This window comes from Burkholderia sp. MSh2 (assembly GCF_000731655.1).
Lineage (GTDB): Bacteria > Pseudomonadota > Gammaproteobacteria > Burkholderiales > Burkholderiaceae > Burkholderia > Burkholderia paludis.
The window spans coordinates 54,371-81,110 of sequence record NZ_JPGM01000021.1 but is presented as its reverse complement, the minus strand read 5'-3'; the positions used below and the strand labels follow the sequence as shown (position 1 = coordinate 81,110).

Below are 26,740 nucleotides of genomic sequence, written 5' to 3'. Positions count from 1 at the left end.
TTTCTGCCTTGCCGACGAGAGTGCCTCACATGAAGCCCGAGCTGCTTGTCCTCATCGCGTTGCGCGGCGATGCGCAACGCGAGATCGCCGCGTCGTTCGACGTGCACCACGCCCCGACTCCCGAAGAGCGCGAACGCGCGATCGCCGCCCGCGGCGGCACGATACGCGCGGTACTGACCAACGGCAGCACGGGGCTCACCGCCGCCGAAATCGATCGTCTTCCGCAACTCACGTTCGTCAGCGCGCTCGGCGCCGGCTACGAGCACATCGACGTCGCGCATGCGAAGGCGCGCGGGATCGCCGTCGTCACGGGCGCCGGCACCAACGACGATTGCGTGGCCGATCACGCGTTCGCGCTGCTGCTCGCGGCGGTGCGCCACGTCGTGCCGCTCGATGCGAAAACCCGCGCGGGCGTCTGGCGCGACGGCCTGGCGATGCCGCCGAACGTGTCGGGCAAGAAGCTCGGCATCGTCGGCCTCGGCAAGATCGGCGAGAAGTGCGCGCGCCGCGCGGCGGGCTTCGACATCGAGATCGGTTATCACAACCGCTCGGAAAAGAACGTTCCTTACCGCTATTTCGACCGCGTCGACGCGCTCGCGCAGTGGGCCGATTTCCTGATCGTCGCGACGCCGGGCGGCGCGGGCACGCGGCACCTGATCGACCGCGCGGCGCTCGATGCGCTCGGGCCGGGCGGCTTTCTCGTCAACGTGTCGCGCGGCAGCGTTGTCGATACCGCTGCTTTGGCGGAGGCGTTGCGCGAAGGGCGCATCGCCGGCGCGGGGCTCGACGTCTACGAAAGCGAGCCGGAGCCGCCGCGCGCGCTGACGGATCTCGACAGCGTCGTGCTGACGCCGCACATGGGCGGCTGGTCGCCCGAGGCGCTGGATCGCTCGGTCCGGCAGTTTCTCGACAACGCGGCGCGGCATTTCGCGGGGCAGCCGGTGCTGACGCCGCTCTGAGCCGCATCCGAAGCGCCGCTTGCGGCGACCGGAAAGCATCGAGGGCGGCCGGCGTCGGGAAGACGCCGGCCGCCCTCGGCCCTGTGCGGGGCGCGCCCGCTTACGACGCCACCAGCGGCACCGTCACCGACGTGCCGGCCGGATCGAGCGTCAGGCCCGTGCCCGGCGTCGGCCGCAGTGTCGCCTCGTTGTCGCTGGACAGCACGACGAGCCCGAGCCGGTGGCCGGCTTCCAGCCGGTAGTCGCGCGGCATGAACGTCAGCTTCAGGTCGTACGGCATCCCCGGCAGCACGGGTTCCGAGCGCCACTCGGACAAGCGGTTGCGCGGGTCGGTCCACGCCCGCGTGACGATCGTGGCCGTGCCGTCCGGTGCGCGATCGACCAGCAGGGCCGTCACGTTGGCCACCGCCGTGAAGGTCAGCCTGACGCGCGCGGTCGCGGCGCCGGACAGGCGCGTGGTCGCCGTCAGCGGCGCGGTCTCGAAGCGGCTGCGGTTTTCTCCCGTCGACGCGTTCGCCAGCGTGAGCGCGGGAATGCGCGCATCGTCGGCGAAGCGCGCGAGCGGGCCGCCGGTCGGCAGCCGCAGCAGCGTGCCGGTGCCTGCGCCGTCGCCGCCCGCGAAATACGTGACCGGCGTAGCGCGGCGCGCGGCCCAGTCCGCTTCCTTCAGCAGCGTGCCGTCCGCCTGCTCGATCACCGCGCGCGGATCGCGCTCGACGCCGTTGTCAACGCCGATCAGGTAGCGCGTAAACCACCGGTTCACCTCCGCGGTCCACGCATCGGCCATCGCCGGCACGCGGGTCGGGTCGGTGTGCTTCAGGCGATGCAGCCACAGCTGCGTCGGCACGCCCTGGCGCCGCATCGCCAGATGCCACGACGTCGACTGGTCGACGCGCACGTTGTCGTCGGTCAGCCCCTGCGCGACGAGCGCCGGCGCGACCGCGAGCGCGGTCGGGATGTCGCGCGCGGCCCAGAACCGCGAATAGTCGCCGGTCTTGCGGTCTTCCTGCTGCAGCGCCTCGTCGATCAGGTGTGTGCAGCGCTCCGGGTGCGCGTTCGTCAGCAGCGCCTTGATGTACACGTCGACGTCCTCGCCCTGGTAGCCTTCCGGCGCGCGCACGAGCCCGCCCGAGCGGTAGTAGCCGTACATGTTCGACAGTCCGGCGACCGGCACGATCGCGTCCAGCCCGCGCGTGCGCAGGCTCGCGACCATCTTCGGCAGCGTGCCGTCGTACGACACGCCGTACATGCCGACGTGGCCCGTCGACCAGCTCGCGACGACCGCCTTGCCGTTCGCGTCCTTCGCGGTCGCGTCGCGGCCGAGCCAGCGGATCACCGACGCCATCGCGACCGATTCGTCGCGCGTCAGGATCGTCGGGCAGCCGTCGGAGCCGGCGGTGCCGAGCGAATCCGCATAGACGATCGTGAAGCCGCGCGGGATGAAGTAGCTCTCGATCCACGAGCGCCCGGCGGCGGCTGCTTCGACCTGCTGCAGGATCCGCACCTGCGGCGCGGCGGCCATGATGCGTGCGGACACCGAGGCGGCGGCCGCCGGGGCAGGGGCGGCAGGATGCGGCGTGCCGTCGAGTTCGACGTCGACATCGTGGTCGGGGCTGTCGGCGAGCCCGGCGTAGTACGGGCTCGCGAGCACGATGACGGGCGTGCGGGCGCCGTTCGCGGTTTCGGCCGGGCGCACGACGCGCACGTGGATGCGGTCGCGCGTGCCGTCGCCGTCGGAATCGACCGGCGTATCGACCCACGCGTTCTCCTCGATCGTGCCGCCCGACAGCGACGGCTGGACCTGGCCGTTCGCGATCACGGGCCGGTAGCGCCCGCTGCCGGCCGGGTTCGCGTACGGGACGCCGGACGGCGAGATGCGCGACGCGAGCGATTGCGTGTCGGCCGCGGCGGCGGCCCCCTCCTGCGGGCTCTGGGCAAGCGCCGATACGCCCGCCACGCTGCCGCCGTCGTCGCCGCCGCATGCGGCGAGCGTCACGGCCGCGGCAAGCGCGGGAAGCCACGCGCGCCGCATTCCGGTTCGATGAATGTTCATTGTCGACCTCGTTCTTGTTCGTGATTGTCCGGAACCGGCCGGCCCGCGGTATGTCCCCCCCGAGGCCCGGCCGGGTGCTGCATCGGATGAAGCGGAACTGCACCTTCGAACGCACCGGGCGCGATGCCCGGATGTGGCGGCCGGCGTCGATGCCGGCCGCGCGGCGCGCACCCCGGCGGTTGCCGGGGCGGCGACGTCGCGCCGACCGTGGAGCGTCGGCGCGGCGGCCGATACGGATCGCCCGGCCGAAGCACGGCGGGCGGCCCGAAAAGAGCAGAGGAGTACGAATCGAGCGCGGCAGTGCCCGATCTTCCTTCAGGTTTCGGATGAAACGGAACGGCGCAATGCGATGAGGCGGGGATGTTGCGAACGGCGGTGCTGCAACGGCGGGAAAGCGCGACGCGAGTCGCGCGCGGCTGGCCGGATTGCTTTCCGGAAGCTTGCGCAAAACTTATCCCAGTGAAATCTTCATGTCAAACTTTTTTAGTTTGTGTCAAACAAAGTTTTGAAGAGATCGACGGGCGCTTCGAAACGGGGGACGGCCCGCCGCTGACGTCAGGGTGGTCAGCCGGCCGCGCGCGGCCCCCGGATTGCCGGATACCGGCCGCCGGCGGTCGTCGGGCGCGGCGACCGTCGTCTACGACCGGCGGGCAGGATGTGCGGCGCGGCGCGCGAATCCGCGCGGCGTCTGCCCGCGGTTCGCGTTCGAAGGCATCCTGAACGGCCGCGACAGCGTCGGTTTCCGCGAGATCGCGTGAGGCCGCGCCGGACGCCGCGCCTACTCGTCGCGCAACGCCTCGGCCGGCCGCACCCGCGCGGCGCGCCAGCTCGGGTACAGCGTCGCGACGCACGACATCAGGAACGCGGCCGCGGCGATCCCGATCACGTCGGGCGCCGCGAGCTTCGACGGCAGCGAGCTGAGGAAGTACACCGACGGCGTCAGGAAGCGGATGCCGAGCACCTGCTCGATCGCCGGCAGCACCCACGGGATGCTCACCGCGATCGCGCAGCCGAGCGCGACGCCCGCCAGCGTGCCGGCGAGGCCGATCGTCATTCCCTGGATCGCGAAGATCTTCGTGATCGAGCCGGGCGGCGCGCCGAGCGTGCGCAGGATCGCGATGTCGCCCTGCTTCTGCGTGACGGTCATCACGAGCGACGACACGAGATTGAAAGCGGCGACCGCGACGATCAGCATCAGGATCAGCGACAGCATGCGCTTCTGCAGCCGCTCGGCTTCGAACCAGGTCCGGTTCTGCCGCGTCCAGTCGCGGATATAGAGATCGCCCGACAGCGAGCGCGACAGTTCCAGCGCGACTTCCGGCGCGCGCTGCAGATCGTCGAGGCGCAAGCGGATGCCGGTCGGCGCGGGCACGTTGAACAGCGTCTGCGCATCGCGGATATGGATGTAGGCCAGCGCGCTGTCGTACTGGTAGTGGCCGGATTCGAACGTGCCGACCACGTTGAACTGCCGGAACCGCGGCAGCGCGTCGCCGATGCGCGCGGCGTTGCCGGGCGCGAAGAACGTGAGGCGGTCGCCGATCTTCACGTGCAGCGCGTCGGCCAGCGCCGAGCCGAGCACGATGCCCATCTCGCCCGGCGCGAGCGCGTCGAGGCGGCCGGTCTTCAGCTTGCGGGCGATCGCCGACACGCGCGGCTCGAGCACGGGATCGATGCCGCGCAGCGCGACGCCCGTCACGTTGCCCGCGTTCGTCAGCAGCGCCTGCGCGTCGACATAGGGCGCGACGGCGCGCACCGCCGGATTCCGCAGCGATTCGTGCGCGGTGAGCCGCCAGTCGGGCATCGCGCCGGCCGGCGAAAAGATCTCCACGTGCGCGAGCACCGACAGCATCCGGTCGCGCACTTCGGTGCGAAAGCCGTTCATCACCGACAGCACGACGATCAGCGCGGCGACGCCGAGTGCGATGCCGGCCATCGCGGCGCCGGCGATGAACGACACGAAGCCGTCGCCGGCCGAGCGCCGGCCGCCGCGCGCATAGCGCAGCCCGATCTGCCATTCGAACGGGAGTTTCAAGCGGATTCCTTTCATTTCGATTCGCATCATGCCTGGCCGCGCATTCTAGCGAACGGCGCGCAACCTTGTGCAGCGGTCGCGCGCGGGCCGAAACCCGCCCGGCCGGCGTTGCGCGCCGGCACACCGATATTTCCATCGTTTCGGGTCTGATCGATAATGGCGCCCAGCATCCGGTCGAACATACCCGGTATCTACGGCGCAACCGGGCCGCGCCGTCACAGACCCATAACAATTCGGGGAAGGTTGCCGCTGCGGGCAGCATGTCCTTGACAAGGAAACAACCCATGGATTTGCTGCGCTTCCTGCTGCTCCTGCCGATTCGCGTGGCGGGCTTCGTCTGGTGGCTGCTCGGCTGCGCGCTGCGGCCGTTGGTCGGCGACGTGACGTGGACGGCGCCCGCGTGGATGGGCGTCACCGCCGCGGCCGTGCGCCGCCGCCCGTGGCATGCCGGCGGCCTCGTGCTGCTCGCCGCCGCGCTCGGCTACGGCGGGTACTGGCTCAAGCATCGCCCGAGGCCGCCCGAGCCCGCGACGGTCGGTTTCACCGTGAAGGCGCCGGCGATCACGTCCTACGAGGTGGACGATACCGACAAGCCGAAGATCACCGTGCATCCGCTCGAAGTCGTGTTCGCGCAATCGGCCGCGCCGATCGAGCGGGTCGGCAAGCCGGCCGGCGACGGCATCGAGATGACGCCCGCGCTCAAGGGGGCGTGGGAGTGGGCCGACGACAAGACGCTGCGCTTCACGCCGGCGGCGGACTGGCCGGTCGGCGCGCACGTCGAGGTGCGTTTCGCGGTGCACCGGGTGTTCGCGCCGCAGGTGACGATGCGCGACGACCGCTTCGCGTTCGACCTGCCGGCGTTCGCCGCGACGTCGGGCGACAACGAGTTCTACCAGAACCCCGACAATCCGGCGGAAAAGCAGGCGCTGCTGCAGTTGCGCTTCAACTACCCGGTCGATCCGGCCGAGTTCGAGAAGCGCATCGGCCTGGTGCTGGTCGGCCGCGACGGCAAGACCGTGTCGCCGCTGCGCTACACGGTGAACTACGACAAGACGAAGACGAGCGCGTGGGTCCATTCGCAGCCGCTCGACATTCCGCGCGATCCGCTGTCGGTGCGGCTCGACGTCGACAAGGGCGTGAAGAGTGCGCGCGGCGGCAACGGCACGCCGGACGTGCTGCACGCGTCGGTCGCCGTGCCGGGGCTCTACAGCCTGTCGATCGCCAATATCGCGCCGACCCTCGTCGACAACGAGCGCTACGAGCCCGAGCAGGTGCTCGTCGCGGAAGCGTCCGACGGCGTGCGCAGCGCCGATCTCGCCGCGCGCGCGAAGGCATGGGTGCTGCCGAAGCGCAAGCCGGGCGTCGATCAGCAGGACGACGATCCGCCGTACGAATGGAACGTGGCCGACATCAGCGACGCGGTGCTGAAGCAGTCGAAGCCGCTGCCGCTCGAAGCGGTGCCGACCGAGGACGATTACGCGACGCTGCAGAGCTTCAAGTATCACGCGACGCCGGGCGACCGCATCGTCGTGCGCTTCGAAGGCGACCTGAAATCGGCGGGCGGCTACCTGCTCGGCCAGCCGGTGACGACCGCGTTCACGGTGCCCGACTATCCGAAGCTGCTGCGCTTCATGGCCGACGGCTCGCTGCTGTCGATGAGCGGCAGCAAGCGCCTGTCGGTCGTATCGCGCAACCTGCCGGGGATGAAGGTCGAGATCGGTCGCGTGATGCCCGACCAGCTCCAGCATCTGGTGAGCTTCAACAACGGCAGCTACGCGCGGCCCGAGCTGTCGTACTCGTTCAGCGAGGATCACATCGTCGAGCGCTTCGTGCAGACGCGCGCGTTCCCGGCCGGCGACCCCGGCAAGGCGCATTACGAAGGCATCGATCTCGGCCAGTACCTGAAGGGCGGCAAGCGCGGCGTGTTCCTGCTGCACCTGACGAAGTACGACCCGGCCGCCGAGAAGAAGAAGGCCGACGATGCGAAGGACAGCGACGCATCGTCCGGCGACGGCAGCCAGGACCCGTCCGACAATGCCGATTCGGGCGACGGCAACGGTAACGGCGACGACAGCGACAACGCGCTCGGCGACACGCGCCTGATCGTCGTGACCGATCTCGGGATGCTGGTCAAGCGTGCGCTGGACGGCAGCCAGGACGTGTTCATCCAGTCGATCCGCACGGGCCGGCCGGTTGCGGGCGCCACCGTGTCGGTGCTCGCGGTGAACGGCCAGGCGTTGTTCACCCAGATGACCGGCGCCGAAGGCGTCGTGCATTTCCCCGCGTTCAAGGGGCTCGACCGCGAGAAGCGGCCGCAGCTGTACATCGTGAAGAAGGACACCGACCTGTCGTTCCTGCCGGTGGCCGGCCGTGACCGCCAGCTCGACTTCTCGCGCTTCGACGTCGACGGCGAACGCAACGCGACGGGCCAGGGGCAGCTGTCCGCCTACCTGTTCTCGGATCGCGGCCTGTACCGGCCGGGCGATCCGTTCCACATCGGCCTGATCGTGCGCGCGGCGAGCTGGGCGCGCAGCCCGGCCGGCGTGCCGCTGCAGGCGGAGATCGTCGACCCGCGCGGGATCACCGTCGAGCGCAGGCCGGTGAGCGTCGACGCGACGGGCTTCACCGAGCTCGGCTATACGACGGCCGAGACGGCGCCGACCGGCACGTGGACGGTCAACCTGTACATCATGAAGAACGGCGAGCCCGGCGACGAGCCGATCGGCAGCACGACGGTGCAGGTGAAGGAGTTCCTGCCCGACCGGATGAAGGTCGACGCCCGGCTGTCGCAGCAGGTCGTCGAAGGGTGGGTGAAGCCGAAGGGGCTGAAGGGGGTCGTCGATGCGCAGAACCTGTTCGGCACGCCGGCCGAGAAGCGCCGCGTCGCGGCGACGCTGACGCTGCGCCCCGTGTGGCCTTCGTTCCGCAGCTGGCAGGGCTATCACTTCTTCGACGCGCGCCGCGCGAAGGAGGGCTATACGACCGCGCTGCAGGACGGCACGACCGACGACAAGGGCCATGCGGAGTTCGACCTCGAGCTCGACAAGTACGCGGACGCGACCTACCAGCTCTACTTCCAGGCGAAGGCCTATGAGGCGGAGGGCGGGCGCAGCGTCGCCGCGAACGCGCAGGCGCTCGTGTCGAACAACGACTGGCTCGTCGGCTACAAGTCGGTCGACGATCTCGGCTACGTGAAGCGCGGCAGCCCGCGCACGGTGCGGCTCGTCGCGATCGATCCGAACGCGAAGGCGATCGACGTGAAGGACCTGCGCGCGCAGCTCGTCGAGGAACGCTACGTGTCGGTGCTGACCAAGCAGGATTCCGGCGCGTACAAATACGATTCGCGGCTGAAGGAGGTGCCGGTCGACGAGCAGCCGCTGTCGATCCCGGCGGCCGGGCTCGGCTACGCGCTGCGCACCGACAAGCCGGGCAGCTATGCGCTCGTGATCCGCCGCGCGGACGGCGCGGCGGTGAACCGGATCGAATACACGGTCACGGGCGACGCGAACGTCACGCGTTCGCTCGACCGCAACGCCGAGCTGCAGGTGAGCCTCGCGAAGCACGACTTCAAGCCGGGCGAGCAGGTCGAGATCGCGATCCGCGCGCCTTACGCGGGCAGCGGCCTGATCACGATCGAGCGCGACAAGGTGTATGCGCACGCGTGGTTCCATGCGGACACCACGAGCTCGATCCAGCACATCACGGTGCCGGCCGGCTTCGAGGGCAACGGCTACATCAACGTTCAGTACATCCGCGATCCGTCGTCGGACGAGATCTTCATGAGCCCGCTGAGCTACGGCGTCGTGCCGTTCTCGGTGAACCTCGACGCGCGCCGCAACGCGCTGTCGGTCGATGCGCCGGCGCTCGTGAAGCCGGGCGACACGGTCAACTTCACCGTGCACTCGGCGAAGCCCGCGAAGGTCGTCGTGTTCGCGGTCGACGAAGGCATCCTGCAGGTCGCGCGCTACAAGCTCGGCGATCCGCTGAAGTTCTTCTTCCGCAAGCGGATGCTCGAAGTCGGCACGTCGCAGATCCTCGACCTGATCCTGCCGGACTTCGAGAAGCTGATGGCGATGGCCGCGCCCGGCGGCGACGCCGACGACGCGATCGGCCGTCAGCTGAACCCGTTCAAGCGCAAGCGCGACAAGCCGGTCGTGTACTGGTCGGGGATCGTCGACGTGAACGGCGACACGCGCCTGAGCTACACGGTGCCCGACTACTTCAACGGCAAGCTGCGCGTGATGGCCGTGTCGGTGTCGCCCGACCTGGTCGGGACGTTCGAGGGCGCGACGACCGTGCGCGGCGATTTCGTGCTGTCGCCGAACGTGCCGACGACGCTTGCGCCCGGCGACGAGGCCGACGTCAGCGTCGGCGTCGCGAACAACCTGACAGGCGCCGGCAACCAGCCGGTGCCGGTCGCGGTCACGCTGAAGACGGGCCCGCAGCTGCAGGTGATCGGGCCGGCCACGCAGAACGTCGCGCTCGCGCCGCAGCACGAGGGCGTCGCGCTGTTCCGCGTGAAGGCGACCGACACGCTCGGCTCCGGTGCGCTGTCGTTCGGCGCGCGCTACGGCGCGAAGGGCGCGCAGCAGCGCGTCGACGTGTCGGTGCGGCCGGCCGCCGCGTTCCGCACGCAGCTCGACATCGCGCGGCTCGATCCGGGCAAGAAGGCGAGCGTGCCGAACCTGCGGCCGATGTATGACGCCTATGCGTCGCGCGACGCGAGCATCTCGACCGCGCCGCTCGTGCTGTCCGAAGGGCTGTCGTCGTATCTCGTCAACTTCGAGCACTACTGCAGCGAGCAGCTGGTGAGCGCGGCCGTGCCGCGCGTGTTCGCGGCGAAGTGGCTGTCGGTGCGCGCGCTGACGAGCGCGATGCATGCGACCGACGCGGGCGCCGACGCCGACGCGACCGGCGCGGCGGCGATCGCGCAGTTCCTCGACGTGCTGCGCGGCCGGCAGAACGCGCAGGGCGGGTTCGGCCTGTGGAGCGCGACGCCGGACGCCGATCCGTTCGTGTCCGCGTACGCGATGCACGTGCTGCTCGACGCGCGCGAGCGCGGCGTCGCGGTGCCGAAGGACATGTTCGACGCGGGCAACCAGTATCTGCAGAAGCTCGCGGCGAACGATTTGCTCGGCTCGCTCGACCTGCTGCGGCAGCGCGCGTACGCGGTGTACCTGCTGACGCGCCAGGGCAACGTGACGACCAACAGCCTCGCGGCCGTGCAGAAGCGGCTGCAGGATGCGTATCCGAACGACTGGAAGAACGATCTCGCGGCCGCGTGGCTCGCCGCGTCGTATCAACTGCTGAAGCAGGACAAGGAGGCCGCCGCGCTGATCGCCGGGCCGCAGGCGCTGCTCGAGCGCAAGCGCGCGTCCGACGGCGGCTACGCGACGGGCTACTACCTCGATCCGCTGACGCGCGACGCGAGCGTGCTGTACCTGATCGCGAAGCACTTCCCGGAGCGCGTGCGCAAGCTGTCGCCGCGCGCGATGGACAACCTCGCCGCGCCGCTCGTCGACAACCGCTACAACACGCTGTCGTCGGCGATGACGATCCTCGCGCTCGACGCGTACGCGGCGTCGAGCGCCGGCCAGCTCGACCAGCTCGCGATCGACGAGGTGCGCCCGGGCGCCGCGCCGAAGGACGTCTCGTCGATCCAGGCGAACCTCATGCGCTCGGGCACGTGGGCCGCCGGCGCGTCGCGCGTCGACTTCGTGAACGGCGGCACGCTGCCCGCGTGGTGGGTCGCGAGCCAGTCGGGCTACGACCGCGGCACGTCGACGAAGGCGATCAGGAACGGGCTCGAGATCGTGCGCGACTACACCGACACGAACGGCCGGCCGCTCGACAGGATCACGCTCGGCCAGGAGATCGACGTGCACCTGAAGATCCGCGCGACGGGCTCGGCGAGCGTCGGCAACATCGCGATCGTCGATCTGCTGCCGGGCGGCTTCGACCCGGTGATCGCGCCGCCGCCCGTGACCGACGCGCAGGATGGCGACGGCAACGCGGACGCCGGCGCGTCCGCGCCGGTGGCCGATGCGCCGTGGCGCTCGCCGATCGGCGTGGCGGGTTCGACGTGGCAGCCGCAGTTCGCGGACGTGCGCGAGGATCGCGTGGTGATCTACGGCACCGCGACGACCGAGGTGCGCGAGTTCGTGTACCGGATCAAGGCGAGCAACGCGGGCCGCTTCGTCGCGCCGCCCGCCTACGGCGAGTCGATGTACGACCGCCGCATACAGGCGCAGGCGCCCGGCGGCAAGACGCTGACGGTGGAGCGCGTGCGATGACGCGGCGGCTGCGGCGGCCCGGCCGGCGGGGCCGGGCGCGGGGAGCCGCCGGGCATGGCTGACGCATCCGCAATCCGGCGCGCGCTGCACGGCGCCGGCCGCTGGCTGCGGCGCTGGCAGAACTGGCTGGCCGGCGCGCTGCTCGTGTTCGGCGCGCTCGCCGCGTGCCGGCTGTGGCCGCATCCGCCGTTGCGCGACTGGAAGCCGTCGTCGGTCGCGGTGGTCGACGCGCAGGGCCGGCTGCTGCGGCTCACGCTCGCGCGGGACGACCGCTACCGGCTGTGGGTGCCGCTCGACCGGATGTCGCCGCAACTCGTCGAAGCGGTGATGCTGCACGAGGACCGCTGGTTCCGCTGGCATCCCGGCTTCAACCCTTACGGCCTCGTGCGCGGCGCGTGGATCACGTACGTGCGCGGCGGCAATCCGCAGGGCGGCTCGACGCTGACGATGCAGCTCGCGCGCTCGCTGTGGCGGCTGAACACGCGCACGCCGGCCGGCAAGCTCGAACAGATCGGGCGCGCGCTGCAGCTCGAACTGTTCTACTCGAAGCGGCAGATCCTCGAAGCCTATCTGAACGACGCGCCGTACGGCCGCAACGTCGAAGGCGCGGGCACCGCGAGCGTGGTCTATTTCGACCGGATGCCCGATGCGCTGACGCTGCCCGAGGCGCTCGCGCTCGCGGTGATTCCGCAGGACCCGGCGCGGCGCGTGCGCGGCGGGCAGGACGAGATCAACCGTGCGCTGGCCGCGTCGCGCAACCGGCTGTATGCGCGCTGGCTGACGCGGCACCCGGGCGACGCGTCGCTCAGGCCGTTGTTCGCCTTGCCGCTCGCGATGCGGCCGCTGTCCGCCTTGCCGTTCGACGCGCCGCACGCGGTCGGCCAGGCGCTCGCCGCGCGCGACGCGTGGCGCGCCCCGCCGGGCCGCGCGATGGACGGCGGCGACGACGACGGCGGCGCGCGACTCGTGACGACGCTCGATCTCGATCTGCAGCGCACGCTCGAACGGCAGATCGCGCGCTATGTCGCGCGCAACGACACGCGCGGCGTGCGCAACGCGGCCGCGATCCTCGTCGATACGCGCGACATGGGCGTGAAGGCGCTGGTCGGCTCCGCGAACTTCTTCGACCGCTCGATCGACGGGCAGGTGAACGGCACGCTCGCGCGGCGCTCGCCGGGCTCGACGCTCAAGCCGTTCATCTACGCGCTCGGCTTCGACCAGGGCGTGCTGCATCCGCAGACCGTGCTGCGCGACGTGCCGACCGCATTCGGCCCGTATGCGCCGGAGAATTTCGACGGGCACTTCCTCGGGCCGATCACGGCGACCGACGCGCTGAACCGCAGCCGCAACGTGCCGGCCGTGTGGGTCGCGTCGCAGCTCAAGTCGCCCGATCTGTACGGGTTCCTGCAGGCGGCCGGCGTGCGGCGGCTCGCGAGCGCGCAGCACTACGGGCTCGCGCTCGTGCTCGGCGGCGGCGAGGTGACGATGCAGGACCTCGCCGCGCTCTACGCGATGCTCGCGAATCGCGGCGAGTTCCGGCCGCTGCGGCTGCGCGCCGATGCGCCGGTGGCGCCCGGGCGGCGCCTGCTGAGCGCCGAGGCGAGCTACATGACGATGGACATGCTGCGCCAGCACCTGCGCCCCGACGAGACGAGCGGCGCGCAGCCGTCGAGCGTGCCGGTGTACTGGAAGACCGGCACGTCATGGTCGTTCCGCGATGCGTGGACGGCCGGCGTGTTCGGCCCGTACGTGCTGGTCGTGTGGGTCGGCAACTTCGACAACTCGACGAATACGGCGTTCGTCGGCGTCGACGCGGCCGCGCCGCTGTTCTTCCAGGTCGTCGATGCGCTGAACGCCGAGCGCACGCTCGTCGAGCCGCCGCGCCCGGTGCCGCCGCACGTGAAGCGCGTGCGGATCTGCCTCGCGAGCGGCGATCTGCCGAACCAGTGGTGTCCGCAGCAGGGCTGGACGTGGTTCATTCCGGGCACGTCGCCGATCCGCGTGAGCACCGTGCATCGGCCGGTCGTGATCGACGACGCGACGGGGAAGGCGGCGTGCCCGCCGTACGACGGCAAGCGCACGCATACGGAGATCTTCGAGTTCTGGCCGTCGGATCTGCAGCAGGTGTTCGCGCAGGCCGGCATTCCGCGCCGGCGGCCGCCGCAGAACGCCGACTGCCGCGACGCGGGGCAGGTCGAGGGCGATTCGCCGCGCATCACGTCGCCGCTGCGCGGGAGTACCTATGCGATGCGGGTGAAGAGCACGGAGGAGACGCGCATCGCGTTCAACGCGACGGCCGATGCGAGCGCGCGTGTGCTTTACTGGTTCGTCGACGATGCGTTCGTCGGGCGCAGCGCGCCGGGGGAGGCGCTGTTCTGGCAGCCGGGGACGGCCGGCAGCCATACGGTTCGCGTGGTGGACGATCACGGGCGCGGCGACCAGCGGCCGCTGGCGGTGGGGCTGGAGCAATAGCGCGCCGCGGCTCGTTCGGCGGCTGGCCCGGCCGCGCGTATGCGCGCCGGGCGGCGCGCGCATTCAGTGCAGGGAAGGCGGTAGCGCACGCCCATGCGCGCGCGTCGGTGTGCGTCCCGGCGGTACGGCGCGCGGCCGCCGGTCGCCCGGTCAGGGCTTGGGTACGCGGATCCGGCTGATCATCAGCGAGCCCGACAGCGCGAAAAGCAGCGTCAGCGGGTGCAGCGTGGCGCCCCAGATCTGGATCTGGCCGAGCCACATGTTCGGGCCGATCGCGTCGAACCATGCCGCGACGGCCAGCAACAGCACGAGGACGATCGAGGTCGGAATCGGCGTGCCCTCGAAGTAGGACACCTTGCCCGACTCCTGGGACAGCGCTTCCGCCGTCACGTTGTAGCGGGCCAGCCTCGATACGCCGCAAGCCACGAAATACACGAGGATCAGGCGGTCGTACAAGCCCCGCATCCCGCATCCATAGCCGATGACGGCAGGCGCGACGCCGAACGAGATCACGTCCGCGAGCGAATCGAGTTCGCGGCCGAGCGCGGACGATTTCTGCCGCCAGCGGGCGATTCTTCCGTCCAGCACGTCGAACACCAGCGCGCCGAGAATCAGGCCGCTGGCGTAATGGATGTGCAGCGTATCGCCGGACGCGATGTACGAGATGATCGAGAACAGCGCGCCGGTGCCGCACACCGCGTTGCCGAGCGTGAACCAGTCGGCCAGATGAAACTCGCGGATCATGGAAAATCGTCGGGTGTTTTTGGTCATTCTGATATCGGCTGGATTGAGGAGCGTTCCATGGTGTCGGGCCGCTGAACGGGTTGGCGGGCGGATGCAAGGCGCAGGGCATGCGGCCCGCCGCGCGAGGCGATCCACTTCGGCGCAATGCGCGGGCAGGCGACATTCACGGGAATTCGCGAGGCGCCTTCTTTCTCGCCCGCCCGATTCCAATTGCGGCCGCGCGCAGGCTCCGCCCCGCGTCTGCCTTGGTTACCCGTCGTCCGCCTTCGCCTGCAATCCCTTCAACCCCTGGATCACGACCAGCAGCGCGCGCCCGTGCTCGTCCGATCCATCCCACGCGTCGACGATCGCGTCGCGCAGCAGGTCGTTATAGCGGCGGCGCGACGGCCCGGTATCGACACCATAGAAACTGCATAGTTTATTGAATGGCGCGCTACGGCGCAGCCGCTGCCCGTTCGACAGCCGCAGGCGCGACACGGTCGGCTGGCTGACCCCGGAAAGTCGCGCAATTTCGCTGGACGAGCGTGTATCTGCCATCAAGCGGCGCAACAGGTCTTGAACGGGAAAATCTGGGTCCGGGGCTTCCATGCGATGCATTATACCTATACAGTTACGGCTGTTGAATGGGCTTGCTGTCACCAGCGAGGCTGTATCCCGAGATAGTTGATGACACTGAAACACCTCCCCCCCACGTTCTGCTGGACCAAGATCGGTACCGAGTCCGGCGAGGAACTGCCGACCGTCGTGCTCCGCAAGGAATGGGAGCGGCGGCTCGGGGGCGGGCGTTTTCTGTGGGGCATCAACCAGCCGCTCGGCAGCAGCGCGCAAGTCGCCGCGCATCGCACGGGCTCGCTGCTCGCGCTGTTTTCGCCGGTCGCGTCGCGCCCGCGCGCGGGCGAGCGCAAGGACGCGCTGCTGTGGAATGCGTGGGTCGACGCGAGCGGGCAGGTGCGGCCGTTGCCGCCGCACACGTTCATCGCCAGCCGCTCGACCCTGCCGTCGGGCCGGCGCCGCGAGCAGCACTACGCGCTCGTGTGCGCGTCCTCCACCGCACTGACGGTCGGCACGCAGTTGCGCGTGTTTCCCGATCACCTGCGCAGCGTGAGCAGCGGCAAGCCGCTCGGCGCCGCGCAGGGGGCGGCCGTGGTCGATTGCGTCGGGCGCGCGAAGGAGCAAACGGGCAAGAGCTATCCGCTCGCGCTGTCGGTCGAGCTCGAAGCACCGTATTTCGTGCGGCTCGCGCAGCCGTGCGTGCTGAAGGCGCGCGATCTCGTGGAAGTGAACAAGGCGACGCGCGCGGGCGATTTCGATCGCTTCGTCGAACTGGTCGCGCGCTTGCGCGGCCGTTCGCCGACGGACGCCGTGCGCGGCGTCACGCGCGATCTGTTCGACGTGCCGCCGATCGAAACCGCGGCCGCGTATGTCGCGCCCGCGCAGGCCACGCGGTTGCGCAACCGGCCGGCGGCCGAGCATCCGCGCGATCTCACCGGCGATCTGTTCGACCTGTCGCCGGCCGAGGCGGCCGCGTTCGCCGGCCTCGTGCATCCGCGCGTCGGGCGCGCGTGACGGCAGGCGCGACGCAGGTCGCGCCGGAATGTGTTGCAATCCCGCCCTGGCGCAGCGGCGGGCGCGGGGGGACAATCGGCACGAAGCGCGCCGCGCGGCGGCCGATGCATCGCCGCCCGACGGGCCGTGGTTCACGCCGCCGACATGCGTGCCGCGCACACTGAATGTCGGCAAGCTTCACACTGCAACCCTGAGGGAGGAGTGTCGATGTCGATCCACATCCGTTCGCGGGAAGCCCTGGCCGCGCAACGCTTCGTCGAAGCGACGCGCAACGTCGATCAGGCCTTTCGCGCCGTGCGCGGCGAAAGCGACGACGAAGGTTCGTCGGCCGAATACGCCCGCGCGATGTCGCGTCTCGATCGCGCGCTCGACGAGCTGGCGCTTGCGCAGGAGTGCTTCGACCGCGCCGTCGGCGGAGGGGCGGCGCGCGACAACTGACTGCGCCGCTTTCATTGCTTCCACCGGTTTCACCGGTTCCGCGCGCCGGGTGCGCGCATCCATCCGCATGCCGGGCCAGCCGCCCGGCACGTCATCCGGTTCTTCCGTTCCGACTTCAGACCTGACGGCCTTCGACCGGATACCCGGGATCGGTGTAGCCGTGCGTCGACGCGTGCCCGGGCGGCACGAGCGAATCGACGAAGCGTTCGTCGTCCGGGCCGAGTTCGAGCGTCAGCGCATCGATGTAGCTGTCCCAGTGCGCCTCGGTGCGCGGCCCCGCGATCGTCGAGCTGACGATCCGGTTCTTCATGACCCATGCCAGCGCGAACGCGACGGACGTCGTGCCGCGCGAAGCCGCATGTTCGGCCACCTGCTGCGCGATGTGCAACGATTCGGGGCGCCATTCCGTTTGCCGGATCCGCCGGTCGCCGCGGCCCGCGCGTGAATCGGCGGGCGGTTGCGCATCCACCGCGTATTTGCCGGTCAGCACGCCGCGCGCGAGCGGGCTGTACGGCACGACGCCGATCCCGTAATGCGCGGCGGCCGGAAGCTGTTCGACCTCGGCCGTGCGATCGACGAGGTTGTACAGCGGTTCGCTCGCGACCGGACGATCGATGCCGAGCTGGTCCGCGAGCCGCACGATCTCGGCGATGCGCCAGCCCTTGAAGTTCGACAGCCCGAAGTAGCGCACCTTGCCTTGCCGGATCAGGTCGGCGATCGCGCGCATGGCTTCGTCGAGCGGCGCGTCGGCGAGCGCGCGATGGAAATAGAGGATGTCGATGTAATCGGTGCCGAGCCGCTTCAGGCTCGCGTCGACCGATTCGACGATCCATTTGCGCGACTGGCCCTGCCGGTTCGGCCCGGCGTCCGGCCCGGCCGGATAGCCGAACTTCGTCGCGACGATCCAGCTGTCGCGGCGCGGCGCGATCGCGCGGCCGACGACCTGTTCCGAGCGGCCGGCGTGATACACGTCGGCCGTGTCGATGAAGTTCACGCCCTGGTCGAAGGCCTTGTCGACGATGCGCGCCGACGTCGCTTCGTCGGTCTCGCCGCCGAACATCATTGCGCCGAGACACAGCGGCGACACCTTGAGCGCGCTGCGCCCGAGATAGCGGTAATCCATGGAGTTACTCCCTGCGGGCCGGTGCCCGCCGGTTGAGTGAAGGGCAGCCGCGCTTATACGCCGGCTTCGTCGAACGCGCGCTGCGCGATCGGCAGCGCGGAGCTGGCGGTCGGCCAGCCCGAGTAGAACGCGAGGTGCGTGATCGCCTCGATCAGCTCGTCGCGCGTGAGGCCGTTGTCGAGCGCTTTCTTCAGGTGGAACGGCAGTTCGTTCACGCGATACAGCGATACGAGGCTCGCGACCGTGACGAGGCTGCGGTCGCGCGGCGACAGGCCGGCGCGCTGCCATACGTCGCCGAACAGCACGTTGTCGGTGTAGTCGGCGAGGGCGGGCGCGATGGCGCCGAATGCCCGGCGCGCGGGGGTGGTCGGTTCGGACATCGAGGGCTCCGGAAGACGTTGGGGAACGCCGACGATGGTAGCCGCCGGTGTGCCTGACGATAATCCCCGGCAATGCGCATGCACTTATCGACCGGATTCATGAATCGCGCGCACGCCCGGCCCGCGGGCCGCTCATGCGCGATGGCGCAGCGCGTCGACGATCACCGCGAGCGCGCGCGACGATTGCCGCCGGCTCGCGTAGTACAGGTGATGGCCGGGAAACGTCGGGCACCAGTCGTCGAGCACGCTGTCGAGCCGGCCGGCGGCGACGTGCGGCGCCGCGAGTTCGGCCGGCACGTATGCGAGCCCGTAGCCGGCGAGCGCCGCGTCGAGCATTTCGTACGTGCCGCTGAACGTGAGCTGCCCTTCGACGCGCACCTGCAGCGACGCGTCGCCGCGTGCGAGTTCCCATGCATACAGCGCGCCGTGCGTGGGCAGGCGCAGGTTGATGCAGTCGTGCGCGACGAGATCCTGCGGCGATTCGGGGCGGGCGCGCCCGGCGAAATACGCGGGCGCGCCGACGATCGCCATCTTCAGGTCGGGCGAGATGCGCACGGCGATCATGTCCTTCGCGACCTGGTCGCCGAGCCTCACGCCGATGTCGAAGCGCTCCGCGACGATGTCGGACAGTCCGTAGTCGGTCACGAACTCGACCTTCAGGTCGCGGTAGTCGCGCAGGACGGGCGCGAGCTTCGGCCACAGCAGCGTGCGGATCACGAAGTCGGTCGCGTTGATGCGCACGGTGCCGGCCGGCTGGTCGCGCAGTTCCGCGAGCGCGGCCAGCTCGGCCTCGATCTCGTCGAAGCGCGGCGCGAGGTTGTGCAGCAGGCGCTCGCCGGCCTCGGTCGGCGCGACGCTGCGCGTCGTGCGCGTGAGCAGCCTCACGCCGAGGCGCGTCTCGAGCGCGCGGATCGTGTGGCTGAGCGCCGATTGCGATACGCCGAGCCGGGCGGCGGCGCGCGTGAAGTTGCGCTCGCGCGCGACGGCGATGAAGGCGATCAGGTCCGCAAAGTTGTCGCGCGGCATGGCGGGAGTCGGAGGGTCGATGCCCGCGCATCGTACCACCGCGCTTGCCGGGCCGCGCGGCGGCGGCGGCGTGGCGCGGGTGTCAGCCCGCGCGCGTGACGCCCGGCGCGGCAGGCGCGGGGCGGTATGCGTAGCCGCTGTGCTGGAACGACGTCGCGAAGAACCGCATCTGGTAGCGGATCGCATTCGCCCAGTAATCCCACGTATGGCCGCCGGGCCGCTCCGCGTAGTCGTGCGGCACGCCGAGCGCGACGAGCCGTTCGTGCAGCGTGCGGTTCGAGCCGACGAACGCGTCGTCGCGGCCGCAATCGATCGTCAGGTCGAGATGCGTATGGAGGAACGCGTCGGCGCTGGCGACGATCACGTTGCGGTTCCAGAACGACGGATGGCGGCCCGGATCGCCGAATACGTGGTCGATGCCCGGCTCGTCCTCGCAGCAGCGCGGATCGACCGCGCCGCTGATGCTGCCGACCGCGCCGAACGTGTCGGGCCGGTCGAGCGCGATGCGCAGCGCGCCGAAGCCGCCCATGCTGAGCCCGGTGATCGCGCGCGCGTGGCGCGTCGCGATCGTGCGGAAATGCGCGTCGACATAGGACACGACTTCATTGCCGATGAAGGTTTCGTAGCGGCTGCCCGAGTCGAACGGGCTGTCGATGTACCAGCTTTCGTGCCCGCCGTCGGGCATCACGAGGATCACGTGGTAGCGGTCGGCCAGCGCGGCGATGTGCGTGTTCGACGTCCAGTCGGTGTGGTCGCCGCCCGAGCCGTGCAGCAGATAGACGACGGGATAGCGTTCGTCGGCACGGTTGCCGCGCGAGTAATCGTCGGGCAGCACGACGGTCGCCTTCAGCGTCTCGCTCATCGCGGCACTGGGAATCGCGACGACGCGTGCATGAAACGCGAGAGCCGGGCCGGAAACGGCGAGCAGCAGAAGCAGCCAGATGGCGCGCGCCAGGTTCTTCGATCCTCGCATGTGTCGACCTTGTCGGGCGCCGTGCGCCGGGAAACCTCGTTCGGACGACTCTAGCAATCGGGCCTTTCAACCATATTTCGGCGAATCCTACGGGTTGTCAGGCGCGCGGACGATGCGCCTGAGCGCGTCGCGAAACGCAGCGGGCCGCTCGGCCGGGATCAGGTGCCCGCAGCGCTCGATCGTGTCGAAGCCGGCGCAGCGCGCGAGCGCCCAGTCGGGCACGTGCCAGCCCGCACGCGAGCGTTCGCCGGCGATCAGCCAGACCGGGTGGCGCTCGAACACCCGTGCAAGCGCCTGCAGGTAGCCGGGTTCGCCGGTCGTCGCGACGACCGAGCGGCCCATCGCGCGCAGCGTCGATGCGGGCTGATGCGCGAGCCAGCGGCGGGCGTCGTCGAGCAGGCCGGGCGACGGCGCGTCGATCGCGCCGCGCAGCCAGCCGAGCGGATCGGCGCGCAGGCCGTGGAGCATCGCGTCGGCCTCGCCGGGCGTCATGCGGCCGACCGACGCCGACCAGAACGCGTCGTCGAGCGTGAAGTTGCCTTCGACGTTGACGATCCGCCGCACACGATCGGGATGCGCATGCGCGAACAGCATCGCGATGGCGCCGCCGACCGAGTGGCCGACGACATTGACGGGCCTGGCGCCGAAGTGCGTGTCGACCGCGCGGCGGACCTGCTCGACCTGCGCGGCGAGCGTGATCGCGTCGCTTGGCGCCGCACGATGCGCGCCGTAGCCGAGCAGGTCGGGGGCGAGATGCGGGCCGTGCCAGCCGTGCACGTCGAACGTGCCGATGAAACCGTGGATGAAGACGACGGGCGTGGGCTCGATCATGGGGCGGGCGCGGAAGGAAGGGGCGGCAGCTCGAGTTCGGCGAGCAGTTCGTCGAGTTCGAGCACGTGCGTGCGGTCGTGGTCGAGCAGTTCGCGCACGAGTTCGTCGAGCGACATGCGGCGCAGGCCGTCGCGCAGCCCGCAGCGGGCGAGTTGCGCGGGCGTCAGCGCGGCCGCGGTGGCGCACAGCGCGGCGCGGCCCGTGCGGAACGCCGCGACGGCGGGGGCGAGCGGCTGCGCGGCATAGTCGCGTTGTGCGGCGAGCACGGTGCCGTCGACCGACGCGATCGCCGGCAGGTCGCGCGTACGCACGGCGTCAATGCGTTCCGCGAACACCGCGTCGAGATCGCGCAGGTGGCACGCATGCTCGACGAGCGAGAAGCCCGTGCCGGCCGGGCGGCGCGTCCGCAGCGCGGCCGGCACGTGCGCGACATAGGCGGCAAGCCGTTCGGGCAGGTGGGCCAGCGCGGCGACGACCCCGGCGAACGGCAGCCGTTGCGGATACGCGCTGAATACCGCGCCATAGCTGAACAGCGTGCCGTCGAGCCGCCCGCGCGCCTGCACGACGTCGTGGCCGTGGCGGCGCATGACTTCCGCGACCATCGCGCCGCAGAACTGGCGGGCGGTCGTGTCGGTGTCGATTTCGGGGAATTTGACGGCAATCTCGTGCTGGATCGCGCCGATCGCGGCGACGCCCACGCGCGACAGCGCCGCGAATTCGGCGTAGCGCGCGGATTGCGCGATCAGGGCCTCGAGCTGGGCGCCGAGCGGGGTGCTGCGAAAGCGGTCGAAGCGGGAGTGCATGGCGGAAAGGTCTCGTACAGTAACGTTTCAAAACGATACGTTACTGTACGATTGGCGTCAACGCGGGGGAGTCGGGCAATGCGCGGCATTACTCGTTGCCGGCGTTCCTGGCAGCCTGTTCGATCAGCTTCGCGACTTCGGCCGGATGCGAGATGTAGGCCACGTGGCTCGATTTCAGCTCGATCGTCTTGCTGCCGGCGCGTTGGGTCATGAAGCGTTCGAGCTCGGGGTTGATCGCGCGATCCGCGGTGGCGACCACCGCCCAGCTCGGTTTCGTCCGCCATGCGGCGTGCGAGATCGGCACGCCGAACGACTGCGCCGCCGGCGTCACTTGCGAGATCGCCATGAATTTCGCTTCGGCGGCCGGCACGTCGGCCGCGAAGTCGGCGTGGAACGACGCTTCGTCGAAATACAGGTGGCCGTCCTCGGTGGCCTTGATCGCCTTCGTCGCGGGCGGGGTCTTCTTCGTCAGGTCGAGCGGGCTTTCGCCGGTGTCGGGCTGGAACGCGGCCACGTAGACGAGGCCCGCGACCTTGTCGTCGTTGCCGGCTTCGGTGATCACCGCGCCGCCGTAGCTGTGGCCGACGAGGATGCTCGGGCCGTCCTGCGCGTCGACGACGCGCCGGGTGGCCTTCACGTCGTCGTCGAACGACGTTTCCGGCTGCTGCACGACGGCGACCTTGTAGCCGTCGCGCGTCAGGATGTTCGAGACGGCTTGCCAGCCCGAGCCGTCGGCGAAGTAGCCGTGAACCAGCACGACGTTCTTGACGGGGGCGGCGACGGCCGCATGCGAGCCGAAGGCGGCGGCGGAAACGGCGAGTGCCGCGGCGATCGTGCGGATGTGGGACAGGCGCTTCATTTTCATTCTCCAGAAGAAAAACAGGGTAGGGACCGTCGGATATCGACAGGCATCTTGTTTCGTCGATGTAGTCATCCTACTAGTAGGTAGGGTGGTGTTCAAGGAGAAATCGCGGCTGGAAAAGAGTTTCTCGGGCCGGTAAACTATCGCTGTTTTTCATCCGACTAGATGGTAGACAAACGTGACGACAATGGGCGACAGTACCGCCGGCCGCATTCTCGAGGCGGGACGGCAACTGATCATGCGGCGCGGCTACAGCGGCTTCAGCTATGCCGACATCGCCGACGCGATCGACATCCGGAAGGCGAGCATTCATCACCACTTCCCGACGAAGGCGGACCTGGCGGTCGCGGTGCTGCAACAGTCGCAGGCGGGATTCGACGCCGACATGGCGCTGCTCGACGCGAGCGGCGCCGACGCGCTGGTGCAGATGCGCGCATACATCGGCTACTGGGAGCGCTGCATCGCGGACGACAGCGCGCCGTTTTGCGTTGCCGGCATGCTCGGCGCGGAGTTGCCGGCGCTGCCCGACGAGGTCGCGCGGGCGGTGAGGGCGCATTTCGACGCGCTCGCCGCATGGCTGGTGCGCGTGCTCGACGCGGGGATCAAGGACGGCATCGTGCGGCCGGGCGTGTCGGTGCAGACCGAGGCCGCGACGTTCGTGTCGCTGGTGTACGGCGCGATGCTTGCCGCGCGGGCTTACGGCAATGCCGCGCTGTTCAGGGACGTGACCGGCGGCGCGGTCGAGCGGATCGCGGCGCCGCGCGGCGGCGCGTGAGCCGCGGGGGCGCGGCAACCCGGGCGTGCGGCGCAAGCGTCCGCCCGCCCGCCGGCCTGACGCCGCACGGCTTACGTGCGCTTCCCGGCCTCGGCTTGCGCGCCCAGCCGCGCTTTCAGCGCCTGCAGTTCGTCCGTGAATGCCGGGCTGAAGTCCTCGGCTTCCAACAGCGGGCGGATCTCGATGTCGGAGTCGCCGGGCATCGGGTTCGGGCAGCGCCTGACCCATTCCACGGCCTCTTCCATCGATTTCACCTGCCATAGCCAGAAGCCGGCGACGAGTTCCTTCGTCTCGGCGAACGGGCCGTCGACGACGGTGCGGCCGTTGCCGGCGAAGTGCACGCGCTTGCCGAGCCGGCTCGGGTGCAACCCGTCGGCGGCGAGCAGGATGCCGGCGTGCGCCAGTTCCTCGTTGAACCGGCTCATCGCGGCGATCTTGTCGGGGTCGGGCATCCGGCCGGACTCGGAATCGGCGGTGGCCTTGACGATTACCAGGACGCGCATGGTCGTATCTCCTTGAACGGAAGGGGGCGCCGCGGGCCGCGCCGCGGCGAAGCGTACGGCTACGACGACACGACGGTCGAGGGTGGCGCGAATCGACATCGGCCGGCGAATGACGTTCGACGGCGGGCGCGGCGGCCGGCCTCGCTGCGGAACGGGCGGTCAAAACTGGTATGCTGGTCCTCACCACGTTCACGCGGAGGGTGCCATGGCTGCCAAGGAAGTCTCGAAGAAGAAATACCTGAAAATCCTGAACAAGCGCTTGCGTGCCGAGCCGACGGCGCCGGCCGGCGCGTCGTTCGTGTTTTTCCCGCTGGGTGCGAAGGCCAAGCACGCGACGGGTGTCGTGTCCGGCGACACGCTCAGCAAGCGCGAACTGGCGGTGATGGCCGCCGTTCAGCGCAAGGCCGCCGAAGAGTTCGTCGTCGCCGGCGCCTGACCGGGCCCGGCTGCACCGCCGTCGAGGGCCGCCCGCGCGGCTCAGGCGGCGGCCTCGCAATGCGCGATCGCGCCGGCCAGCACGCGCGGGATGTCGTGCGTGATGGCCGGGCCGTGCATCGGCAGGATCAGGTCGAGATCGAGCGCCTGGATCCGGCGCAGCGCGCTCGCCATATGGGCGAGCGACGGCAGGTAGTCCGAGCGCCGGATCGAATCGAGGATGGCCGGCAGCGGGTCGTCCGCCGGGTCGTCGCCGAAGCGCATCAGGATGTCCGACGACAGCAGCGTCCGGTACGCCGGCAGGTACACGACCAGCGCGTCCCACTGATGCACGTGCTTGGTGAAGATCGGCACGATGTCGACGCCGCCGATCGTCGTCGGCTCGCCGTCCTTCAGCGGCTTCGCGCGCACGCCGAAGATGTCGGCCAGCCCGTGCGTGCAGATCGGATGCGCATACGCGACGAGCGCCGGATTGGCCGCGAGGAAATCGGGCAGCGCGCCCATTTCGTCGACCTCGAAATGCGGCACGATCACGCTGCTCACCATCGACGGCGAGAGGCCGACGGTCGCGAGGCTCGCGCTCAGTTGCGGAAAATTGGAACGCGTGCCGGTTTCGATGCAGACGACGTCGCCGTTCGGCGAGCGGACGAAGAACTGGCTGAAGCCGAGCTTCAGCTTGTCGATGTAGGTCGTGGCGCGAAACAGGCCGCTGCGGATTTCTTCGATACGGGCGTGGTCCATCGATGCGGTCCTTGCGCGGGCAGTGGGGAAAGGCACCGACGTCGCGCGATCGCCGCGGCGCACCGGGGGTGCGCGTCGCGGTGCCTCCGCGCAGTCTAGCAGCGCCGGTCCGGGCGCGAATCCTGTCAGTTCCCGCAGCAGCCGGGCAGCGCACGCCGTCCCGGCCGCACTGCCCCGCGCCCGGCGCGGCGCTCAGGACATTTTGTCCGCGGCCGCGTACCGGCCGCCGCCGCCCGTCTCGTCACCCGCCGCGAGCTGTTCCAGTGCGAGGCCCTTGGTCTCGATCCCGAGCGTCCACACGGCGAGCGCGGCCGCGACGAACGACAGCGCGCCGAGCGTGAACACGCCGCCCTGGCCGAACACGGGCAGCACGACGCCGACCGCGTAAGGCCCGATCAGCGAGCCGACCCGCCCGATCGCCGACGCGAAGCCCGAGCCCGTCGCGCGCGCGCCGGTGCCGTACAGCTCGGGCGTGTACGTGTACAGCGCGGCCCACATCCCGAACAGGAAGAACTGCATCGCGAGGCCGGTGCCGATCAGCAGCGCCATGCTGCCGCCGTACAGCGCGCTCTGGCCGTACGCGTACGCCATCGCGCCGCCGCCGATCAGCGACGCGATGCAGGTCGGCTTGCGGCCCCAGCGTTCGACGAGCCATGCCGCGCACAGGAAGCCCGGCACGCCGCCGAGCGAGATCAGCACCGTGTAGAACACCGACTTCGTCACTTCGAAGCCGGCCTGCTGCAGCAGCGCGCCGAGCCACGACGTGAGGCCGTAGAAGCCGAGCAGCGCGAAGAACCACAGCAGCCAGACCATCACCGTGCGGCGGCGGTACGCGCCGCTCCAGATTTCACGCAGCGCGCCGCGGCCGCGCGCGGCGGCCGGCTCGGCGAGCCGCGACGGCGGCGGCAGCGTCGTGACGCCGGCCGAGCGCATCACCTTCGCCTCGATCACGTGCATGACGGTGTCGGCTTCCGCGTGCCGGCCCGCATGCTCGAGCCAGCGCGGCGATTCCGGCACGATGCGGCGCACGACCAGGACGAACACGGCGGGAATCGCGAGCAGCGCGAACACCGTGCGCCAGCCGAACTGCGGCAGCACGAAATACGCGACGATGCCGGCGGTGATGAAGCCGAGCGGCCAGAAGCCGTCCATCAGCGCGATCAGGCGGCCGCGCTTCTCGGTCGGCACGAATTCGGACAGCAACGTCTGCGCGACGGGGAATTCCATCCCCATCCCGATGCCGAGCAGCACGCGGTAGACGATCAGCGCGTCGACGCTCTGCGCGGTCGAGCACAGGTAGGAGGCCGCGCCCCACAGCACCATGCTCCACTGGAACACCGGCCGGCGGCCGAAGCGGTCGGCGAGCAGGCCGGCCACGGCCGCGCCGAGCACCATCCCGAAGAAGCTCGCGCTCGCGACGAGGCCGGCGGCCGCGGTCGACAGCCCGAACTCCTTGCGGATCGAGCCGAGCACGAAGGTCATCGTGCCGAGGTCGACCGAATCGAAGAAGAACGCGATCGCGATGATGAAGAAGATCCGCTTGTGATAGCCGGAGAACGGCAGGCGTTCGAGCCGGGCGGCGGCGGAGGCGGGAGCGGTGGCGGCGGGCATGGCGTCCTCTGAAATGAAAAGGGGCCTCGCAGCGCATGCTCCAAGGCCCCGATGCTTCGGTATTCAGTAGACGCGACCACAAACTGCCGCATCAGAGGAAAAGCGCCGCCTGCTTGCGCA

At 70.0% G+C, this 26,740-nt stretch carries 22 protein-coding genes; 7 read left to right on the top strand and 15 right to left on the bottom strand.

The window, feature by feature from the left end:
• Window positions 1-29 precede the first annotated feature (29 nt).
• Window positions 30-959: a 2-hydroxyacid dehydrogenase gene (locus GQ57_RS14375; protein ID WP_031399928.1), complete on the top strand. Its 930-nt coding sequence runs from the start codon at window positions 30-32 to the stop codon at window positions 957-959.
• A 100-nt stretch (window positions 960-1,059) separates the two neighbouring features.
• Here GQ57_RS14375 and GQ57_RS14370 read toward each other — a convergent pair whose 3' ends face one another.
• The 3 genes from GQ57_RS14370 to GQ57_RS43060 all read right to left on the bottom strand — a co-directional run bounded on the left by GQ57_RS14370 (window position 1,060) and on the right by GQ57_RS43060 (window position 5,226).
• Complete coding sequence (locus tag GQ57_RS14370) at window positions 1,060-3,012, bottom strand: Xaa-Pro dipeptidyl-peptidase (RefSeq protein WP_034198192.1); 1,953 nt, start codon at window positions 3,010-3,012, stop codon at window positions 1,060-1,062.
• 778 nt (window positions 3,013-3,790) lie between these two features.
• Entirely contained in the window at window positions 3,791-5,044 is a 1,254-nt protein-coding gene (locus GQ57_RS14360) for a lipoprotein-releasing ABC transporter permease subunit (protein ID WP_031399925.1), read from the bottom strand.
• 26 nt (window positions 5,045-5,070) lie between these two features.
• Window positions 5,071-5,226 (bottom strand): hypothetical protein, encoded by a 156-nt coding sequence (locus GQ57_RS43060; RefSeq protein WP_160257523.1) that lies wholly within the window; start codon window positions 5,224-5,226, stop codon window positions 5,071-5,073.
• 102 nt (window positions 5,227-5,328) lie between these two features.
• Between GQ57_RS43060 and GQ57_RS14355 the strand changes: the two genes are divergently transcribed.
• Together GQ57_RS14355 and pbpC are read left to right on the top strand one after the other, a co-directional pair.
• Window positions 5,329-11,337, top strand: coding sequence for an alpha-2-macroglobulin family protein (locus GQ57_RS14355; protein WP_034198191.1), 6,009 nt, complete (start codon window positions 5,329-5,331; stop codon window positions 11,335-11,337).
• Between the two features lie 54 nt (window positions 11,338-11,391).
• Window positions 11,392-13,809 carry a penicillin-binding protein 1C gene (gene pbpC / locus GQ57_RS14350; RefSeq protein ID WP_031399923.1) on the top strand — a complete coding sequence of 806 codons (2,418 nt, stop codon included), beginning with the start codon at window positions 11,392-11,394 and terminating at the stop codon, window positions 13,807-13,809.
• Window positions 13,810-13,959: 150 nt separating this feature from the next.
• Here pbpC and GQ57_RS14345 read toward each other — a convergent pair whose 3' ends face one another.
• Together GQ57_RS14345 and GQ57_RS14340 are read right to left on the bottom strand one after the other, a co-directional pair.
• Entirely contained in the window at window positions 13,960-14,580 is a 621-nt protein-coding gene (locus GQ57_RS14345; RefSeq protein ID WP_034198190.1) for a CDP-alcohol phosphatidyltransferase family protein, read from the bottom strand.
• Window positions 14,581-14,802: 222 nt separating this feature from the next.
• The gene (locus GQ57_RS14340; protein WP_031399921.1) at window positions 14,803-15,141 is read right to left on the bottom strand and encodes a helix-turn-helix domain-containing protein; all 339 of its coding nucleotides are present in this window, start codon (window positions 15,139-15,141) and stop codon (window positions 14,803-14,805) included.
• A gap of 78 nt (window positions 15,142-15,219) precedes the next feature.
• Between GQ57_RS14340 and GQ57_RS14335 the strand changes: the two genes are divergently transcribed.
• Together GQ57_RS14335 and GQ57_RS14330 are read left to right on the top strand one after the other, a co-directional pair.
• Window positions 15,220-16,119: a hypothetical protein gene (locus tag GQ57_RS14335; RefSeq protein WP_034198189.1), complete on the top strand. Its 900-nt coding sequence runs from the start codon at window positions 15,220-15,222 to the stop codon at window positions 16,117-16,119.
• A gap of 207 nt (window positions 16,120-16,326) precedes the next feature.
• Window positions 16,327-16,557, top strand: coding sequence for a hypothetical protein (locus GQ57_RS14330; protein WP_031399919.1), 231 nt, complete (start codon window positions 16,327-16,329; stop codon window positions 16,555-16,557).
• A 115-nt stretch (window positions 16,558-16,672) separates the two neighbouring features.
• Here the strand turns inward: GQ57_RS14330 and GQ57_RS14325 are convergent, their stop codons facing one another.
• The 7 genes from GQ57_RS14325 to GQ57_RS14295 form a co-directional block, all read right to left on the bottom strand.
• On the bottom strand, window positions 16,673-17,680 hold the full coding sequence (locus GQ57_RS14325) for an aldo/keto reductase (protein WP_031399918.1): 1,008 nt from the start codon (window positions 17,678-17,680) through the stop codon (window positions 16,673-16,675).
• 53 nt (window positions 17,681-17,733) lie between these two features.
• Complete coding sequence (locus tag GQ57_RS14320; protein ID WP_031399917.1) at window positions 17,734-18,060, bottom strand: carboxymuconolactone decarboxylase family protein; 327 nt, start codon at window positions 18,058-18,060, stop codon at window positions 17,734-17,736.
• 132 nt (window positions 18,061-18,192) lie between these two features.
• Window positions 18,193-19,086, bottom strand: a complete 894-nt coding sequence (locus GQ57_RS14315; protein ID WP_034198188.1) for a LysR family transcriptional regulator — start codon at window positions 19,084-19,086, stop codon at window positions 18,193-18,195.
• An 82-nt stretch (window positions 19,087-19,168) separates the two neighbouring features.
• Window positions 19,169-20,059, bottom strand: coding sequence for an alpha/beta hydrolase (locus tag GQ57_RS14310; protein ID WP_034198187.1), 891 nt, complete (start codon window positions 20,057-20,059; stop codon window positions 19,169-19,171).
• Between the two features lie 87 nt (window positions 20,060-20,146).
• Complete coding sequence (locus GQ57_RS14305; protein ID WP_034198186.1) at window positions 20,147-20,890, bottom strand: alpha/beta fold hydrolase; 744 nt, start codon at window positions 20,888-20,890, stop codon at window positions 20,147-20,149.
• The gene (locus GQ57_RS14300) at window positions 20,887-21,693 is read right to left on the bottom strand and encodes a DinB family protein (RefSeq protein WP_031399913.1); all 807 of its coding nucleotides are present in this window, start codon (window positions 21,691-21,693) and stop codon (window positions 20,887-20,889) included. The genes GQ57_RS14305 and GQ57_RS14300 overlap by 4 nt, the downstream gene beginning before the upstream one ends.
• 88 nt (window positions 21,694-21,781) lie before the next feature.
• On the bottom strand, window positions 21,782-22,552 hold the full coding sequence (locus GQ57_RS14295) for an alpha/beta hydrolase (protein ID WP_031399912.1): 771 nt from the start codon (window positions 22,550-22,552) through the stop codon (window positions 21,782-21,784).
• A 190-nt stretch (window positions 22,553-22,742) separates the two neighbouring features.
• Here GQ57_RS14295 and GQ57_RS14290 point away from each other — a divergent pair, with 190 nt between their 5' ends.
• The gene (locus GQ57_RS14290; RefSeq protein WP_031399911.1) at window positions 22,743-23,330 is read left to right on the top strand and encodes a TetR/AcrR family transcriptional regulator; all 588 of its coding nucleotides are present in this window, start codon (window positions 22,743-22,745) and stop codon (window positions 23,328-23,330) included.
• A 71-nt stretch (window positions 23,331-23,401) separates the two neighbouring features.
• On the opposite strand, the gene GQ57_RS14285 is transcribed toward GQ57_RS14290, so the two are convergent.
• On the bottom strand, window positions 23,402-23,833 hold the full coding sequence (locus tag GQ57_RS14285) for a YciI family protein (protein ID WP_031399910.1): 432 nt from the start codon (window positions 23,831-23,833) through the stop codon (window positions 23,402-23,404).
• Between the two features lie 205 nt (window positions 23,834-24,038).
• Here GQ57_RS14285 and GQ57_RS14280 point away from each other — a divergent pair, with 205 nt between their 5' ends.
• Window positions 24,039-24,269, top strand: a complete 231-nt coding sequence (locus GQ57_RS14280; RefSeq protein ID WP_031399909.1) for a hypothetical protein — start codon at window positions 24,039-24,041, stop codon at window positions 24,267-24,269.
• 41 nt (window positions 24,270-24,310) lie between these two features.
• On the opposite strand, the gene GQ57_RS14275 is transcribed toward GQ57_RS14280, so the two are convergent.
• Window positions 24,311-25,009 (bottom strand): MBL fold metallo-hydrolase, encoded by a 699-nt coding sequence (locus GQ57_RS14275; protein ID WP_031399908.1) that lies wholly within the window; start codon window positions 25,007-25,009, stop codon window positions 24,311-24,313.
• 192 nt (window positions 25,010-25,201) lie between these two features.
• On the bottom strand, window positions 25,202-26,620 hold the full coding sequence (locus GQ57_RS14270; protein WP_031399907.1) for an MFS transporter: 1,419 nt from the start codon (window positions 26,618-26,620) through the stop codon (window positions 25,202-25,204).
• Window positions 26,621-26,740: the final 120 nt, after the last annotated feature.